Annotated in this window: 15 protein-coding genes; 10 read left to right on the top strand and 5 right to left on the bottom strand. The window is 61.7% G+C overall.

The window, feature by feature from the left end; translation table 11 throughout:
• Positions 1–4: 4 nt before the first annotated feature.
• The 9 genes from ACSPX5_RS05440 to ACSPX5_RS05400 all read left to right on the top strand — a co-directional run bounded on the left by ACSPX5_RS05440 (position 5) and on the right by ACSPX5_RS05400 (position 8,504).
• Positions 5–1,006 carry a polysaccharide deacetylase family protein gene (locus ACSPX5_RS05440; protein WP_439821103.1) on the top strand — a complete coding sequence of 334 codons (1,002 nt, stop codon included), beginning with the start codon at positions 5–7 and terminating at the stop codon, positions 1,004–1,006.
• Positions 1,003–2,310, top strand: coding sequence for a lipopolysaccharide biosynthesis protein (locus ACSPX5_RS05435; RefSeq protein ID WP_207868133.1), 1,308 nt, complete (start codon positions 1,003–1,005; stop codon positions 2,308–2,310). Before ACSPX5_RS05440 ends, ACSPX5_RS05435 begins: the two co-directional genes overlap by 4 nt.
• Complete coding sequence (locus ACSPX5_RS05430; protein ID WP_439821102.1) at positions 2,307–4,226, top strand: hypothetical protein; 1,920 nt, start codon at positions 2,307–2,309, stop codon at positions 4,224–4,226. The genes ACSPX5_RS05435 and ACSPX5_RS05430 overlap by 4 nt, the downstream gene beginning before the upstream one ends.
• A gap of 71 nt (positions 4,227–4,297) precedes the next feature.
• Positions 4,298–4,987 carry an N-acetyltransferase gene (locus ACSPX5_RS05425; protein ID WP_323160872.1) on the top strand — a complete coding sequence of 230 codons (690 nt, stop codon included), beginning with the start codon at positions 4,298–4,300 and terminating at the stop codon, positions 4,985–4,987.
• Between the two features lie 4 nt (positions 4,988–4,991).
• On the top strand, positions 4,992–6,179 hold the full coding sequence (locus tag ACSPX5_RS05420; RefSeq protein ID WP_439821101.1) for a GNAT family N-acetyltransferase: 1,188 nt from the start codon (positions 4,992–4,994) through the stop codon (positions 6,177–6,179).
• The gene (locus ACSPX5_RS05415; RefSeq protein WP_439821100.1) at positions 6,151–6,942 is read left to right on the top strand and encodes a ChbG/HpnK family deacetylase; all 792 of its coding nucleotides are present in this window, start codon (positions 6,151–6,153) and stop codon (positions 6,940–6,942) included. The genes ACSPX5_RS05420 and ACSPX5_RS05415 overlap by 29 nt, the downstream gene beginning before the upstream one ends.
• 115 nt (positions 6,943–7,057) lie before the next feature.
• Positions 7,058–7,750: a GNAT family N-acetyltransferase gene (locus tag ACSPX5_RS05410; protein ID WP_207868138.1), complete on the top strand. Its 693-nt coding sequence runs from the start codon at positions 7,058–7,060 to the stop codon at positions 7,748–7,750.
• Positions 7,751–7,899: 149 nt separating this feature from the next.
• A complete protein-coding gene (locus ACSPX5_RS05405; RefSeq protein WP_323160871.1) occupies positions 7,900–8,193 on the top strand; it encodes a type II toxin-antitoxin system RelE/ParE family toxin in 294 nt (97 codons plus the stop codon).
• Between the two features lie 2 nt (positions 8,194–8,195).
• Entirely contained in the window at positions 8,196–8,504 is a 309-nt protein-coding gene (locus ACSPX5_RS05400; RefSeq protein WP_102622394.1) for an addiction module antidote protein, read from the top strand.
• A gap of 8 nt (positions 8,505–8,512) precedes the next feature.
• Here ACSPX5_RS05400 and ACSPX5_RS05395 read toward each other — a convergent pair whose 3' ends face one another.
• Positions 8,513–9,322: a class I SAM-dependent methyltransferase gene (locus ACSPX5_RS05395; RefSeq protein WP_439821099.1), complete on the bottom strand. Its 810-nt coding sequence runs from the start codon at positions 9,320–9,322 to the stop codon at positions 8,513–8,515.
• Between the two features lie 134 nt (positions 9,323–9,456).
• On the opposite strand from ACSPX5_RS05395, the gene ACSPX5_RS05390 reads away from it, so the two are divergent.
• Positions 9,457–9,825: a hypothetical protein gene (locus ACSPX5_RS05390; protein WP_169429754.1), complete on the top strand. Its 369-nt coding sequence runs from the start codon at positions 9,457–9,459 to the stop codon at positions 9,823–9,825.
• On the opposite strand, the gene ACSPX5_RS05385 is transcribed toward ACSPX5_RS05390, so the two are convergent.
• From ACSPX5_RS05385 to ACSPX5_RS05370, 4 genes are all read right to left on the bottom strand, one after another.
• Positions 9,816–11,246, bottom strand: a complete 1,431-nt coding sequence (locus tag ACSPX5_RS05385; RefSeq protein ID WP_169429753.1) for a sigma-54-dependent transcriptional regulator — start codon at positions 11,244–11,246, stop codon at positions 9,816–9,818. The genes ACSPX5_RS05390 and ACSPX5_RS05385 overlap by 10 nt on opposite strands.
• On the bottom strand, positions 11,215–12,708 hold the full coding sequence (locus ACSPX5_RS05380; RefSeq protein ID WP_439821098.1) for a sensor histidine kinase: 1,494 nt from the start codon (positions 12,706–12,708) through the stop codon (positions 11,215–11,217). The genes ACSPX5_RS05385 and ACSPX5_RS05380 overlap by 32 nt, the downstream gene beginning before the upstream one ends.
• A 102-nt stretch (positions 12,709–12,810) precedes the next feature.
• Positions 12,811–13,881 (bottom strand): SCO family protein, encoded by a 1,071-nt coding sequence (locus ACSPX5_RS05375; RefSeq protein ID WP_439821097.1) that lies wholly within the window; start codon positions 13,879–13,881, stop codon positions 12,811–12,813.
• Positions 13,882–13,898: 17 nt separating this feature from the next.
• The gene (locus ACSPX5_RS05370) at positions 13,899–16,706 is read right to left on the bottom strand and encodes a multicopper oxidase domain-containing protein (protein WP_323160866.1); all 2,808 of its coding nucleotides are present in this window, start codon (positions 16,704–16,706) and stop codon (positions 13,899–13,901) included.
• Between the last annotated feature and the right edge of the window lie 13 nt (positions 16,707–16,719).

The raw sequence follows: 16,719 nt of genomic DNA, 5'->3' as shown, positions 1-16,719 counted from the left end.
AGCCATGGCGATCAAACAACTGATTAAACGCACCAGCGGCTGGCTCTATCTCAACTCGTCCGTGGGACGAAACCAGTTGCACGGCGCCGGGGTGATCCTGATGTTGCACCGGGTGCTGTCCAACGACCGCGCCGCCGACCTGGCGCACCGCAACGAACTGTGTGTCGGCCCGAAAGCCTTCGAGCATTTGCTGGTGTGGCTGCGCAAGCATTTCGATTGCGTGCCGCTGATGGAGATCCTGCAGCCCAACGCCCTGCGCCGCGAACGCCCGCAAGTGGCGCTGACCTTCGATGACGGCTGGCGCGACAATGCCGCCAACGCCTTCCCGCTGCTGCAGAAGCATCAGGTGCCGGCGAGCATTTTTCTCTCCACCGACTTCATCGGCAGCCGTCAGCGCTTCTGGTGGGAAAGCCTCGGTGAAACCCTGTGGGGCAGCCACGGCGAAAAACCGCGCATGCACCTGATCGAATGTTTGCAGTCGCTCCATCATCCCGTGCCGGTTTTGTTGGACGACATCGACGTGGATCGGCGCAGTCTGACCCTGTTGCATTACCTGCAAAGGCTTAAAGCACTTGACCCGATGATGCTCGAACGCCTGACCGACGAGTGCCCGCAAGAGTCGCAACCTCAGGCACTGGACTGGCATCAGGTGCGGGCGATGGAGGCTTCGGGGCTGGTGCGTTTCGGTCCTCACGGTGCCAGTCACGCGATCCTGACCCAACTCGACGATGTGCGTCTGAGCGAAGAAATCAGCCGCAGCCGCAACGCCCTGAACAACGGCTGCAATCGGCCATTGCCGGTGTACTGCTACCCCAACGGCGACAACGACGCTCGAGTCCGCGAACAGATTGCCCACCACGACTATCCGTTCGCCCTAGGCACCGGCACCGGGATCTATCGCGGCGCCGGTGATCCGCTGAACCTGCCGCGCTTTGGCGTCAGTCAACGTACGGCGCGCAACCCCGAGCTGCTGTCGTGGCGGATCTTTCGCGGAGCGCGACCATGAGTCGAAGCAGTTACCTCAAGCACCTGGCGCTGAGCATGGGCACCAAACTGGCAATGATCGCCCTGCGCCTGCTGAGGAACGTGTTGCTGGCGCGAATCCTCGGCCCCAGTGAGCGAGGTTTGTTCGCCCTGCTCAGCACCCTGCCAGACCTGATCAGCGCCGCCACCAGCGGCGGTTTGAATTCCGCCGTCGGTTACCAGGCCGCCAAGCAGCGGCCGATGGGGTTGCTGCTGGCTCAGGTGCTGGTGTTCGGTTGCTTGCTGGCAGGATTGCTGACCTTGCTGGTGGTGACGCTGGTACGTGAGTTCGGCAGTGAGCTGGACGTGACCGTGCAACTCGGCCTGCTGGCATGGCTGTTGCTGCTGGCGGTGCCGTTGACCGTGCTCAAGAGCGGCTTGCTGACGCTGCACAATGCGTCCGGCGGCGTGGTCGCGTTCAATGCCTTGCGCCTGGTGGAATCCCTGGCGCCGCTGTTGCTGTTTCTCGCGTTGTTCTGGATGTGGAAAGAAGCGGCACTGGAAGCGGCGCTGATCAGTTGGCTGGCCGGGATCAGTCTGGTGGTGCTGGCCGGTTGGGTCTGGCTCAAGCGCGCGCAGCCGTTGCAACTGCAATGGGATCGCGCCAGCCAGAACGAACTGCTGCGCTACAGCGCCCGCAGCCATCCGGATCTGCTGTTCCAACAAGTGATTCTACGTTCCGACTACCTGTTCATCGGCGCCCTGCTCGGCAGTACCGCGCTCGGTCATTACGCGATGGCCAGCGCCGCCGCCGAACTGCTGCTGATCGTCCCGGAAGCGGTGACCACACCGCTGATGAAACGCCTGCTGCAACAGGACGAAGGTATGGACAAGGTCACCCCGCTGGCCCTGCGCCTGACGGCGACGGTGATGCTCGGCGCTTGCCTGACCATGGCCGTGATCGGCGAATGGCTGATCGTCACCCTGTTCGGCGCCGCCTACCAACCGGCGTATCCGGCGCTGCTGGCGTTGCTGCCGGGGCTGTTGGGTCTGTGCTACGCGAGCATTCTGCGGCTGGACCTGCTGGGCAAAAATCGCCCGGGCACGGTGTCGCTGCTTATGGGCCTCGGCGCCCTGCTCAACCTGGCCCTGAACGTGTTGCTGATCCCGACTTACGGGATTGTCGGCGCCGCGGCGGCGTCATCGATTGCCTACCTGGCGGTGACCGTGGCGATGCTGGTGTTGTATTGCCGTCTGAGCCACGTGCCGTTCTGGCAAACCCTGATCATCCTGCCCGGCGACATAGCGCCAATGTGGCTGATGTTGCAGCGCAGGAAAGCCGCATGAAACGCCTGGCCCTGCTGCTCGGAATAGGCCTCTCGCTGGACGCCTTCGCGGCGTCGATGCGCTGGGGCGACATTCGCGACGGCAGCCTGTACCTGCAAGCGGATCGCCCCGACACCGTGACCGTGCGCTGGGCGCCGGCATGGCAGGCAGACGCCAACGAAGAGCATCTGTACCTGCTCGACGGCCGGGGCAAATTGCAGGGCGAGCGCTTCATCAAGGCCAGCGAAACCCGTGGCAGCCAGAGCTGGCCATTGGCGCCGGGCGCCGCGAGTTATCAGCTGGAAATCCCCGGCTACAGCTTTCGCAATTACCGGGTCGAGCACGACGAAAACACGGTCGCATTGTTCGCCCCGGCCAAGGTGCATTTCAGCGCGGAAACCCGCGACGGCGATGAGCTGTATTTCAGGATTGCGCCGGGCGAACACGCAGTGCTGGCGGGCAAGTTCCACGGTGGCGTCAGCGCCCTGCAAGCGCAGCGGGTCGGCGACGGCCAACAACTGTCGCTGGGGCTCAAACCGTATCGCGCCTATTGGCAATTCGATCAGCTCGCGCTGCCGGTCAGCGACCGCGAACAAGTCTGGCGCGTGCGTCTGCAAGGCAGCGGCAAAGCGGCGTTCTGGCTCGACGGTACGGCCAATCTGTTTGCGCAGAATCCGCAGCAGCTCAAACCGCTGCGCGAAGACGACGGCCAGACCCGCCTGACCCTGCACGACAAAGTCCTCGGCCGCACGCCGGACCTGGGCATCGCCCTGCCCTACGTGATGCCGCCGCCCGCCAGCCATGCCGCCCTCGATGCGCTGAAACCGACGGCCGCCAGTTACTACAGCTTCGTCGATGTGACGGCGAAAAAACCGCAGTTCGAAGACGCGTTTCGCCAGGTTTATCAGGACCGTTTCGGCATTCGCCAGGACATCACCCTGCTCGCCGGCAGTCAGCGTCAGGCTGATTTGCGTGCCGACATGCAAAGCAACGGCGGCCTCGACGCCTGGCTCGCGAGCACCCGGCTGCTTGGCGGCAAAGGCACGCACTACATCGGGTTTGCCGACGAGCCCAATCTCAACTATTCGAGTTACGAACAGTATCGCTCGATCTTCACCAGCATGGCCCGCCAGGTGCGCAGCGATCCGGCCAACGCCCGGGCCGGTGTGCGCATCGCGATGCCGGCCAGTTCGCGGCTGGTCAACGGCCCGTTCGCCGACAACGCGGCAAACAAACGCGGCATCGACTGGGCCCGGCGACTGCTGGGCGAATCCGCCGATGAGGTCGATGCGCTGGCCTGGCATGAATGGATGATCCGCGACCTGCTCGCCACTCGCGTCTACCGCGACAGCGTGCGCCGCGCCGCCGATCTGGTGGGCCTTGATGCCAGGGGGCAGCCACGCAAGGCCTTGCTGCTGGATCAGACCAATCTGTCCAGCGGCTCAAGCCTGAGCCCCTACGATCAGGAAACCCATTACACCTCGCTGTGGTGGGCCTCGGTGGTGATCAACGCCTCCCAGGACGGCTTGCTGACCATGCTCAACTGGTTCCAGGCCGCCGATGAGCCGGAGTATCCCAAAGGCATGTTGCGCGTCTCGCCGGATGAACAACACTTCGAACTCAAACCCGTGGGCCTGGCCCAGCAGTTCATCCAGCAACACTGGCTGCACAATGTGCTGTGGCTGGAGAACGATGCCTTCGAAGTCGATGTGCTGGCCATGGCCGGCGACGATCAGCGCGGGTTGCTGGGTGTAAACAAAGGCACGCGATTGCAGCATGTCGATCTGGCGGGGGTCACGTGCCCGTTGAACAACGGTGCCCTGCGCTACTTCGGCGCCGACAACCGCAGCCGCGACGCGCCCTTTCGCTGTCAGGACGGTCGCGTGCGTTTCGAACTGCCGGGGCAGACCCTGTTTTCCCTGAGCTGGAGCGCTTGATGAACCGCCCGTTGATGTCCTGCCGCGCAGGCCACTTGCCGCGCGATGCCACGTCATCAGGAGTACCGACCATGAACGTTGTGAAAAAAATCAGCGAACACATCAAACAAAGAGGCCTGCGGGCCACGCTGGCCAAGGTGTGGAAGCACTACGTCTTTTCCCATCAGGAACTGCTGTGGATGGAGCGCGACCTCGTCAGCCCGGTGCCGCCCCACAGCCTCAAACCGTATTCGCCGCTACGGGTGGTGAAGATCACCCCGGACAACGCCAGCGCCTTCGCCCGCTATTTCGGTGACCGCGTCGGCACCATGGCCGAACTGGCCAATGAAGGTCACACCGGACACATGCACCTCGACGATCACGGCGATGCAGTGGCCTTCATCTGGGGCAGCGCCCGGGACTATTTCGACCGCCACTATTACGGCTGCCTGTTCCCGGTGAACCCCGGCGAGTTCTTCGAATTCGGCGGTGAACTGACCCGTTCCTACTGGGGCACCGAACTGTCGGTGGACCTGCAACTGGAACTGTGGAAAGCCATGGCCGCCCAGGGTTGCGACAAGGTGGTGGACGTCTGCGAGTTCCACAACATCCCGGCGCTCAAGCTGCACCTGCGCATGGGCTACACCGAACAGGGCCGGATCATGAACGTGTATACCCTGTTCGCCCGCTGGCGCTTCTACCGCGAAACCCGCTACAGCGGCTCGCGCCTGGATGCGTTGCGCAAACCTTCTCGTCCCTCCGTCACAGCAACGGCGACCTGAGCCTATGGCGCGATTCGAATGGCGCACCTCGTTGTGCGCCCCTGACTTCCCGGCAGCGGCTTATGAAGCGCTGCGCCTGCGGGTGATGGATCACACGCCGTTCAACAGCATCGGCTGGTTGATCGCGGCAGAGCAGACACTCGATGCGAGTGAGCATCTGCACATTCTGCTGGGCTGGGAAGCGGACGAATTGCGCCTGTGCCTGCCGCTGGTGTCCGGTCGTGAACGCTTTGGCGGGATACCGTTTGGCGTGGTGCATCACCTCGGGTATCCGCTGGCGGATCGCCTGGCATTGCTGTCTGTGCTGGCGGCCGAAGACATGCGCCAGGCACTGCGGCTGATCCGCCATCGCATCCCCCACGCCTTGCTGCAATTCAACGAACTGTCGGAGCCTGCGGGCGAGGAAAGTGTCCTCACCGAATGGATGGCGCACAGCTCGACCGGCGAACGGCGCTTGAGCTGTCGGGTACCGGTGCATCTGATCAGTGACGCCGATCTTCAGGAGGTCTCCGGTGATCCGCGCTACAAACTGCGCCGTGCACGCAAACGCATTGCTGCGTGTGGCGCACGGGTACGGCGGATCATTCCCGATGCCCTGACCATGGGCCCGTTGCTGCAAGCCATCAGCGAAGTCGAAGCCGTCAGTTGGAAAGGCGACGAAGGCGTCGGCATCTTCGCCACCGAACGCAGCCGACGCTGCATCGAAAGCGCCTTCACCGCCCTCGCCGCCCAAGGTCTGGTGCGCGTGGTCACGCTGGAGCTGGACGGTCGCTGCATCAGCTACCGCCTCGGCCTGCTCGAACAGGGCCGGCTCTACGATTACAACCTCGCCTTCCTGCCGCAGTACGCCGATCTGGGCAGCGGCCGAGTGTTGCTGGAGGAGTGGATTCGCTGGGGCCTTGAGGATCACTGGCGCTGGATCGATGCCTCGCGGGTCAGTCTGGAAAACTCCAGCCACCAACTGCAGGAACGCATGACCGGACAACTGGAGCACTGGCGCTGGAGCTTCTACTCCTGGCGCCCGAGCGGACTGTTGCTGGGGCTTGGGCTGCGTGTCTGGCAGCGGCTCAAACCGAAAATGCAGCAGTGGCGCGCACGGCAGGCAACGACAAAACCGGCGGCCCTCGCGAAATCGGCCACCCACCCCACCACGGAGGGCGAACATGCCTCGCCAAGTCATAGTCAACGCTGACGATTTCGGCCTGAGCCCGAACGAAAATGCGGTGATCTTCAATGCGTTCCAGGCCGGGGTCATCAGCTCCGCAACGGCCATGGCCAACATGCCGGCATTCGAAGCGGCCTGCGCGATGGCTCGTCATCACTTGCTGGAGGGGCGGGTCGGCCTGCACTTCAACCTGACGTACGGCCGGCCATTGAGTCAGGCGATTCTCGCCCGCCCCACCTTCTGCGACAGCCACGGGGTGTTCGATCTGAGCCTTGCGCGGCACAGCCTGTGGCTGAGTCGTGAAGATCGCGAAGCGGTACAGGAGGAATTGCAGACGCAGTGGCAGCGTTGTGTGGATCACGGCGTACGCCCCAGTCACCTCGATTCACATCAGCACGTGCACAACATCTGGCCGATCGGCGAGATCGTCGCGCGCTTCGCCGCCCACCAGGGTGTGCCGGTGCGACTGGCACGCAACCTGGGACAGAACCTCAGCCTGCCGAAGCGCCTGTTCAAGGGTTTGCTCAACCGTCGTTTGCAAGGGCTGGCCGGTGCGACGGCGGACTATGTCTGCACCCCGGTGGACCTGCGCAGCGAGGCTGCACCGACCGACGGTGTGTTGGAAATCGTCGCCCATCCGAATCAGCTCGGGGCTGATTTCGGTGATGCCTATCTCGAACCCGGAGAGTCCCTGAGTCGCCTGCTAGAGCGCCGGCTGCTGGGCGTTCCACGGGTTTCCTACGCTGACTTGAACAAGGAATTCCTAAGCGGTGCCGCGGCACTCGATTGAGTTACACAACTGGCAATAATTTCGAAGATGGCACTTTGAAATGAACTTGCCAGCTTGATCTATACCCACAAAAGCCACATCCAAAAACACCCGGGCTTCGGCCGCGGAGGGCATCATGAGCGTCATCGAAAAACTGCGCGAACGCATCAAGCAAAAAGGCCTGGGCCGCACGTTTTCCACGTTGTGGAAACGCTACGTGTTCTTCCATTGGGAACTGCTGTGGATGGAACGCGACCTGGTCAGCCCGGTACCACCGCACAAACTGCGCCCTTACGAAGGCCTGCGTAAAGTCGACATCACGCCACAGAATGCCGGTGCGTTCGCCAGGCATTTCGCAGACCGTGTGCAGACCATGGCCGAACTCGCCAGCGAAGGCCACACCGGGCACATGTATCTGGACGCCGACGACCACGCCGTAGCCTTCATCTGGGGCAGCACCCGCGACTATCACGACCGTCACTATTACGGTTGCAACTTCCCGGTCAAACCTGGCGAGTTCTTCGAGTTCGGCGGCGAAATGACCCGCGCTTACTTTGGCAGCAACCTGTCGGTGGACGTACAAGTCACCCTCTGGCAAGCCATGGCCGCCCAGGGTTGCCACAAGGTGGTGGACGTCTGCGAAACCCACAACATTCCAGCGCTGAAGCTGCACATTCGCATGGGCTATCAGGAACAGGGCCGTGTGACCCACGTCTATGGGTTGTTTGGAAAGTGGCGGTTCTTCCGCGAGACTCGGTATGAAGGCTCGCGACTGGAACCGCTGCGCAAACCGGGGCGGCCGGTGGTGACGGCGGCTGCGCAGGCTTGATAGCTTTTTAGTGTGATCTGTAGGAGCTACGCCAGCGTAAGCTCCTACAAAATCATAACCTTCTTGCCTACAAACACTTACGACACATCCAAGTTTGATAAAAGAACTGACTGACTGCTCAATTGTATCCAAGTGAATACACTCGAGCGATGAACTACTTCATACAACAAACAGCAGTTTTCATGGCTTGGCACACCTCGATTCGTGATGTACGAGCCAAGGTTGCTATTGCCCGTCGCATTGATCGTGCGTCAGCGGGTAATCTAGGCGACATCAAACAGGTAGGTGACGGTGTATCGGAAATGCGCGTTGATGTCGGTGCCGGGTATCGGGTCTACTTTACGAAGCGTAGTGGTGTTGTCATTGTCCTGCTGGCCGGTGGGGACAAATCATCACAAAGTGCGGACATCAGACGTGCAAAAAAAATGGCAAAGGAGGTTTAACCATGAGCCAGACTTTGACAACTTTTGATATGGCAGCATTGCTGGACAGCGATGAAGCCATCAGCGAATACCTTTCCCAAGTGCTGGCCGACGGTGACAACGAGGAGTTTCTTCGTGCAATCGGCTATGTGGTCAAGGCACGTGGCATGACTCAAATAGCCAAGGACTCGGGAATGGGTCGCGAAAGCTTGTACAAAGCTTTCGCGCCTGGAGCCAAGCCCCGCTTTGACACTGTGCTCAGAGTTATTCATGCACTTGGCATCGATCTCTGTGCGCAACCAGGGCATGTGCTGAATCATTCAACTTCCTGAGAGTTACGCTACTCGCCCTTCACAGTCACCAACGTAAAACACATCGGCATCTGCGCCTCGCGGTTCAGGTATTGGTCATACGCCTCTTCCCGGTTCGAATGCGGATACTCCTTGAAGTGCACGATGTTCAGCCCGGCGTCGAGGGCGGCGGTGAAGATGGCGCCGAGGTTGTGCACGAACCAGTACGACGGTGCGGCCTGTTGTTCGACCTTGCCGACGTAGACGATCGGTTCCTGCTGCACGAACGGCTCGCGGCGAAAGTACGAGGTTGCCAGGCGAAACGGATCTTCGGCCTCGGGATCGACCATTTCCAGGAACGGGTGGGTTTCGTAGATCACCAGCCGCCCGCCCGGTTTGAGGGTCGAGGCGACGTGGCGGAAAAACTCACCGATGTCAGGCATCCAGTTGAGGACGCCGATGGTGATCAGCGCCACATCGAAGCGATTACACAGTGATTCGGGCAGGTGGTGAATGTCGGCTTCGATGAATTGGGCCTGGTGTGGCGAACGGCTGTTCAACGCCCGGGCCTGTTCGAGAAACGCCGCCGACTGATCGACCCCGACGACACTTCGCGCCCCCAGCGCGAACAGCGAGAGGCTCTCGCGGCCATTGTTGCAGCCCAGTTGCACGACATCCTTGCCAGCGACACCGACCTGCTCCAGCAGCCCGCGCAGGGTATCGTCGAGGCAGGAAAAGTCAGCCTGGGTGACCTCGGTCAGCAAAGCCTGCCAGTCAGGCGAATCCTGGTGATGGCGGGCCGAATCGTTCCACGCCTGACGATTGCTTTCGATGGCGTTCTTGTTGTTTGGCACTTCCATGGCGCACTCCGCACGCTCTTGATTGAGCGGCCCGAGTCTAGTTGAGCCTGCCGATCCAGGTTGTTGCGAACTTGTAAGCCAATGGCCGGCTATAGTTAATAGCCTTGGGGAAAACCGCTTCCACAGGTGCCGCCATGCAAACGTTCAACCGGCTGCTGTTATCCGCCTGTCTGCTCGCCGCCGCCCAGGCGCAAGCCCTCGACAGCAATTTCAATTACTACGGGGCCGACCAGCCCTTCGCCCACCCCGCTCCGCCCTCGCTGTACGCACAGCCGCCGCGAGCGTTCGATGACACGTCGCCGCAGGATTTCATCGTCATCCCGGATCGCCACGTGTTCCATGACTCACAGTTGCCGACCGTGGCCGATGCAACGGTGCGGGTGTTTATCCGCACGTACGACGCCGAGCGCGGCATCTACGTCAATGACGAGGTGCTGGACCCCACGTGCCTGCTGGAATGCCTGAGCCCGCCGAATCCACGCAGCAACGCCGTTTACCACTGACGCTTGTCCGGGCGCGCCAGGCCGAGCTTCTCGATGCGATAGCGCAGCATGTCGCGGCTCAAGCCCAGCAAGCGGGCGGATTTGGTGACGTTCCAGTCGGTCTTGTCGAGCATCTTGCGCACCATGTCGCGCTCGACCTCCGGCAGATTCATCGACTCGGTGTTGCTCGCCGGGCGCGGTTCGAAGTGCGGCACCTCGCGATGTTGATGCAGCGAAGGCTCGTCCACCAGGCTCATGCACACGTTCAACTGGTGCGCGGCGATGGTGTCGCCCGGCGCCAGCAGCACGGTCTGTTCAAGCATGTTGCGCAGTTCGCGCACGTTGCCCGGCCAGGTGTAATTGAGCAGCAACTCTTCAGCCTGCTGACTGAAATGCAGATTCGGCTTGCCGTAGCGTTTGCCGTGGCTGGCGAGAAAATGCCGGGCCAGCAACAGGGCATCGTCGCCGCGCGCATAAAGGCGCGGCACCTTGATCGAGATAATCCGCAGGCGGAAGAACAGGTCTCGGCGGAACTTGCCTTGCTGCACCATTTGTTCGAGGTTGCAATTGGTGGCGCTGATCACCCGCAGGTTGACCTTGCGCTCCTTCACCGAGCCGACCCGGCGAATGGTACGGTCCTCCAGCAACTTCAGCAGTTTGGCCTGCAGGACCAGATCCATCTCGCCGATTTCGTCGAGAAACAACGTACCGCCGTCAGCCGCTTCCACCAGCCCGACGCGGCGATCCTTGGCGTCGGTGAACGCACCTTTCTCGTGACCGAACAGCTCCGACTCCACCAGGTTGGCGGGGATCGACGCGCAGTTGAACTCAATGAACGGGCCCTTGCTGCGCGCGCCGTCGAAATGCAGCGCACGTGCCACCAGTTCCTTGCCGGTGCCGGTCTCGCCTTCCACCAGCACGGGCGGCAGGTCGCCACCGGTCATGCGCCGCTCGGCTTCGAGCAACTGGCCGATGGTGTTCTTCAGATGCTGCATCGGCGCCGATTCACCGATCAGCGCCTGCAAACCGGATTTCTGTGCCTCGCGCTCCTGATAGAACGACAGCGTGCGCTCCATCCGCTCGGTGGCCAGGGCCTTGTCCAGCAGCAGTTTGAGCTCCGGCAATGCCACCGGTTTGGTGACGTAATGAAAGGCGCCCTCCTTCATCGCGACCACCGCATCTTCGACGTTGCCGTAACCGGTCATCATGATCACTTTCAGCTCCGGCGCGCTGATGCGCAGCTTCTGGATCAGATCGTGCCCGCTCATGCCCGGCAGTGAGTTATCGGTCAGTACGACGTCCGGCATGAAGCGGCCCAATTGCTCCAGCGCGTCTTCGGCCGAATGGCAGACCGTCACCTCGAAGTCCTTGCGCTCCAGGTAGGTCTGAATATTGTCGGCCAACAGTTCGTCATCCTCGACCAGCAGAATGCTGTGTTCCATATTCCCCTCCCGATGCCACTTTAAAGTTGAGACTGACGCGGGTTCCCTCCTGCTCGCGGCTGGTCAGCACGACCGAACCCTGAAAACGCTCCATGATTCTTTTGACCAGTGCCAGGCCAACCCCGAGGCCGCCCTGCTTGGTGGTGAAAAACGGTTTGAACACCAGTTGTTGCTGCTGCACGTTCATGCCTCTGCCGGTGTCACCCACGGTCATACACACCTGGCCGGCGTGAGGGGCTTCGATGTCGACACTCAGCACGCCGCACTTGGGCATCGCTTCCAGAGCGTTGGCAAACAGACTATTGAGGATCTGCGTCAGCAGCACTTTGTGGCTGAGGACCGGCGGGCAGTCCCTCAGGTTGAGTCGCACTTCGACGCCATTGCGCCGGATCAGCGCGTCGAACGCGCCGAGCGAGTCTTCCACGGCGGCCTGCAGATCCAGCGCTTCGCCGTCGTCACTCATCGGCCGCAGCGAAACAAGCAACTCCCGGACCCAGCGCGACATGCGATCCACCTGACTGATGATGTCGCCGATATTGCGCTGGGCGTTCTGGCTGGCCACTTCCTGGGCCAGTTCGGCACTGGAACGAATGGTTGCCAGCGGATTACGCAGGCTGTGAGCCACCGCCGATGACATCTCCCCCAGTGCGACAAAGGTTTCGTTGCTGATCAGTTGCTGCTGCTGGCTTTGCAGCAGTGTCGAGGCGCGTCGCACGATCCAGAACAGCCCCAGGTAAATCGCCGCCCCGCCGAGGATCGTCGCCGCCCAGATCGAGGCAAACCCGCGATCGATGCGATCTACCAGATCCTCCGGTTCCTTGTAGATCTCGACCATGGCGACGACTTTGCTTTTGTCGGTGTTGAACATCGGGATGTAATTCTCGATGAACAGGTACTTGGGTTCGCGCGACAGTTTCTGTTCGGGTTTCTCGTCGTCGATCTTGTGATAGCTGGAGGACACCGGGACTTTCATTTCGAACGATTCGTCCAGTTCGTCATCATCCTCGAATTTCACCCCGATCAGTTCCGGGTTGGTCGACCAGATCACCGTGCGATCCAGGGCATAGACCGTCGCCAGCAGCACATCCGGCATGTGTTGGACGTGATCGAGAAACTCGGCCCGCGCCGCGCCATGGGCCAGCGGATCGACGTCGGGGAAGTTTTCGTCCTGGCGCGGGTCAAGCATTTCACCCATGGTGCGCAGCGGTGTGATGCCGGCGTGACGCATTTCCGCGTCACCGATGGCCTGGACGAATTGCGCCGTGAGCAACGCATCGCGCTCCACGCTTTCGGTGACCACGAACCGCGTGGAGACATAGCCCAGGCCCAGCGCCACCGCCGCGATGATGAAAAAACTCGCCAGCGAGAACCAGCGCAGCAGGTTGAACTGCCCGCCCCAACTCTTGATGGCTGCTACCGCGACATTCGGTGCAGGTGTTTTTTGTTCTTCCAGTCGTTGCATGGGGGTGTCCTGGCGTTTTGTATCGAACCGGTTACAGCCACCTCACGACTGAGTGTAGGTGGCAATGACCGTGATACAGGACTCAATGATGCTATTTAGCCGCTAGCGCATGCGGCTCACCGATTCGCTGCTCACGGCCGGACTTATTGGCGTCAACGCCCCGTCAGCCAAGGGCTGCGTGGTCGGTTGCCGGCGCTCGGTTTCATCGCGCAAAAAGTCGATGATCGACTGCGCCGACAGCTCGTCCAGACGAAGGTTGGGCATCGGGATCCGCTCGTATCGTTCGAACAGTTGCAGCGCAATCGGGTCTTTTTCCGCCAGTACCCGATCCGGCTCGCGAATCCAGCGGTTGAGCCAGGCCGGGTCACGCTGGCGGGTCACGCCGATCAGATCCGGGCCGATGTTGCGCATACTGATGCCTTCGCCGTCCTGCGGACCGAGGCTGTGGCACGAAGCACAGCGGGTGCGGAACAGTTCTTCGCCGTTGCTCGGCGGGCGGATTTCCGGCGCATTGGCGTAGCTTTGCTCGACGCTCGGCTGCTTCCAGTTCTGCAAGGTGTTGGCCAGTTGATCGGCGAGAATCCACGGGTTCTCGAACGGCGACGCCTTCATCCAGCGCCCGGTGCTCTGGTTGCCGACGATCAGGCTCAGGTTGTGATCCTTGGTGCGGCCGTTGTCGACGCCCTCGATGAACAGCCCGAGTTTCTTGCGCAGGTCGGTGACGTCTTCGAATTCGCCGGTGAGAAACTTCCAGCCGGGTCCGACCTTGAAGCGTTGCGCATAGGCCTTGAGCACTTCGGGGGTGTCGCTCAGCGGATCGATGCTGATCGAGTAGAAAAAGATGTCCTGCCCGACCCGATCCCCCAGCAGTTTCTGCACCTGGCGCAGGCGTGCGGTTTCCAGTGGGCAGGAGTCGCTGCAGGAGGTGAAGATGAAGTTGATCACCACCACCTTGTCTTTGATCAGGTCATCGAAAAACCGCACCTGCCGACCGTCCTGATCGGTCAGCAGGGTGTTGGGGAAATAGTCGCCACCCCAGGGGGTGGCGGATTCACTGGCGCCTTCGGGCTGCGCCTGATGGGCGATGAGCACCTGACTGCCAAGCAGGCAGGTGACCAGCACCAGCATCAAGTGCATGCCCAGGGCGCGGGAGCGCGGCGTTGGCTGTTTCATGTCGGCTCCCTCCCTTTTCATGGTTTCACGGTCACTTGCGGGCCGAAGCCGTCGCCGGTGCGGAAGGTTGGCAGCGCGGCGGAGTTGACGTAGCGCACGCCATCCCAACTCGGCAGCGGTGTCGGCATCAACTGCAGTTGCCCGGGTTTCTCGAGGTCCCAACGCAGCAGCATCGAGTTGTCCTCATGCTGGGTGTTGTGGCAGTGCTCCATGTAGGTCCCGGCAAACTCGCGGAAGTTGATCGCCATCTCGACGTTGTCCAGCCCGTCGGCTTCCGAACCGATCCGGTAAACGTCCTTGCGTGCCCATTTTTCCCATTCAGGCGGGGCCTTGCCGCCACGGCTGAGGATGATCCCCTCCTCGAAGTGCACGTGCACCGGATGACTCCAGCCCGTGCCGCCGGCCTTGATGTTCCACACCTCCAAGGTGCCGATGCCGTTGACCCCGGCGTCGGTCGGGCCGCTGGCCAGTTTGGTCGAGGCATTCAACCGGCGTGGGTCCATGTGGAAGCCGAAACCGCTATCGGTCTTGATCGTCCACGGCGCTTCATCAGTGCCGTCGGCGCGACCGAAGGTGAAGGTCCGGTGCAGCGCCTTGGCGAGCAAAGCCTTGTCGGCAGCGTTGTCGCGGTGGATCTTCAGCGGAATCATCACCATGCCTTCGGCCTTGCCCGGTTTGGCAGGCTCGTAGGCGGCCGGGTTCATCGACAGATCCTGTCCGGAATACGCCTTGACGTTGAGTTGCAGGACCTTGCCCACCACCGGATCGCCCCGGTCCCATTGCGGGCCTTTGCTGGTCTGCTTGATGACCGCCAGGTATTTCTCCGACAGCACGTCGGCCAGCGGGATCACTTCTTTCGGGCCCTTGCCGTCGTCCTGGGCCTGCAGGTTCACGAAGAACAGCTTGTCGCCCGGCTTGATGCCGTTTTTCGCGAAGTTGACGATGATGTCGAACCGCTCGGCGATGCCCTGGGTCGGCAGAATCGCGTTGTGGTTCTGTTTGTCGCCGTCGGCATCCAGATCCATCGAACCGTCGAACGGCACGCTGTGTTCCATGATGTTGCCGTCGTTGGCGATCATGTGGAACGGCACGCGGCTGTAGGACACACCGGAGTTTCTCGGTCCCTGGAACTCACCACTGGTGCCTTTGACTTCACGCACCAGCGCGAGTTTGAAGTAGCGCGACACCGAACCATTGAGGAGCCGGAAGCGATAACTGCGGGCCCGCACGTCGAGGCTCGGTTTCCATTGCCAGTTGACCAGCACCTGATCGCCGATGAAGCCATCGGTGTTGAACGGGTTGAACCACAGCTGGCCCTGCTGATCCCAAGCCTTGTCGGCGAACACCAGGTTGACGTCATAGTCGCGGTTGCCCCATGGCAAGGCGCTGCCGCTGGGGAAACGCAGGTTGACGCCGTCGTTCACCGATTCGTTGCCGCGGTCCAGGGCGCTGTAGTAGTTCATCATCGCTGCGTTGCCCTTGTAGACATTCTGCGCGGTGAAATCGAGCATGTGGTCGTGGAACCAGTGGGTGCTCATGGTTTCGCGCCAGTCGCCACGGATCTTGATGGTGCCGTGGTCGCAGGTCTTTTTCGCAGGTTGCATGTCGTTGACCCAGAGGGTTTCCCCCGGCGCGCACGGGAACGCTGCACGTGGATCTTCAGCCTTGGTGTTGATGCTGTCGTAACCGGCGAGCTGGATGGGCCAGCGATAGTCGTAGTACTGGCCGGGGAAGAAAAACGCGTTGGCATAGCCGTCGCTTTCCGCCGGCGCATGGCCGTTGTGCTCGTGGGTGGTGATGGTGTGCAGGCCGAAGCCACGGTTGGCCGATGGATCGATCGGCAAGCCATTGTAGTGACGCATCATCACCGGTTGGCCGTAGCGCACCATCAGCAGTTTCGGCGGCAGCGTGCCGTCGAAGGTCCACACCGAATTGTGGTCCTGCACCGGCATCGCCGGGTGGAACCGCGGGTCGACACCCTTGGCCGTGCCATCCGTCGCCGGCACGCCAGCGACGTTGTGGTACAGACCACCGGGGCCGAATTCGCCAACGGCATAACCGTGCATCTGCCGACTGTCACGCAGGCCACCGTTCAGACGCGCGCCGGTCTGCACGGTTTTGTAGGCGACTTGTGGGTAAAACTCGTTCCAGCGCTGGTGAGCCCAGCCTTTTCCCGGTGGCCGGCCTTCGGCGGACGAGCCGATATGCCGGTTGAGGAACAGTTCGATCTGCGCCTGCCACGGGTTGCGGTCAACCACGTTGGCAAACTGACTCGGGAATGGCGTGAGCCCCGGTTGACGCAGGAATGCGTCCAGCGCGGTGCCGGGTGGCGCACTGCGGGCGACGCTGTTCGGGTCCTGGGCCGGCGCCGGGCCGATGGCGGCTGGCGGAAAGCCCAACGGCGCGGCCGGGGTGGTCGGGTCGAGTTTTTCCGGGCCGAACTCTTCGAACAGCACCAGTTGCTGAGTGAACGGCTGAGCACCATACAGCGGGCTCGGCTTGCCGTTGGTGGGGTAATTGAAACTGGTCTGGACGGTGGGCGGCAGAATGTTTTCCGTGCGCGTCGTATTGCGCGTGCCTGTGACCCCGTTGGGCAGATCGAAGGAGTATTCGTTGGCCTCGGGCATCGTCAGGATGGCGTTGAGCGCACCGGCACGGTCTGCGGGCTCGTCGTAATACGCCGACGGGTCGGACGCTTCCGGCTGATTCTCGTCGTCGATCGGGCTCGCTCGAACCCCGGCCATCTGGCCGAGGGTCAACATCAGAAAGACGCTCAGTGGCGTCAACAGAAACAGCTTTTGGGGGTCACGCATTGCTCTGTCCATCACCAGCCGCCTC

The organism is Pseudomonas sp. HLG18, assembly GCF_051903985.1.
Classification (GTDB): domain Bacteria; phylum Pseudomonadota; class Gammaproteobacteria; order Pseudomonadales; family Pseudomonadaceae; genus Aquipseudomonas; species Aquipseudomonas fluorescens_BT.
This window is presented reverse-complemented; position numbering and strand designations above follow the sequence as displayed.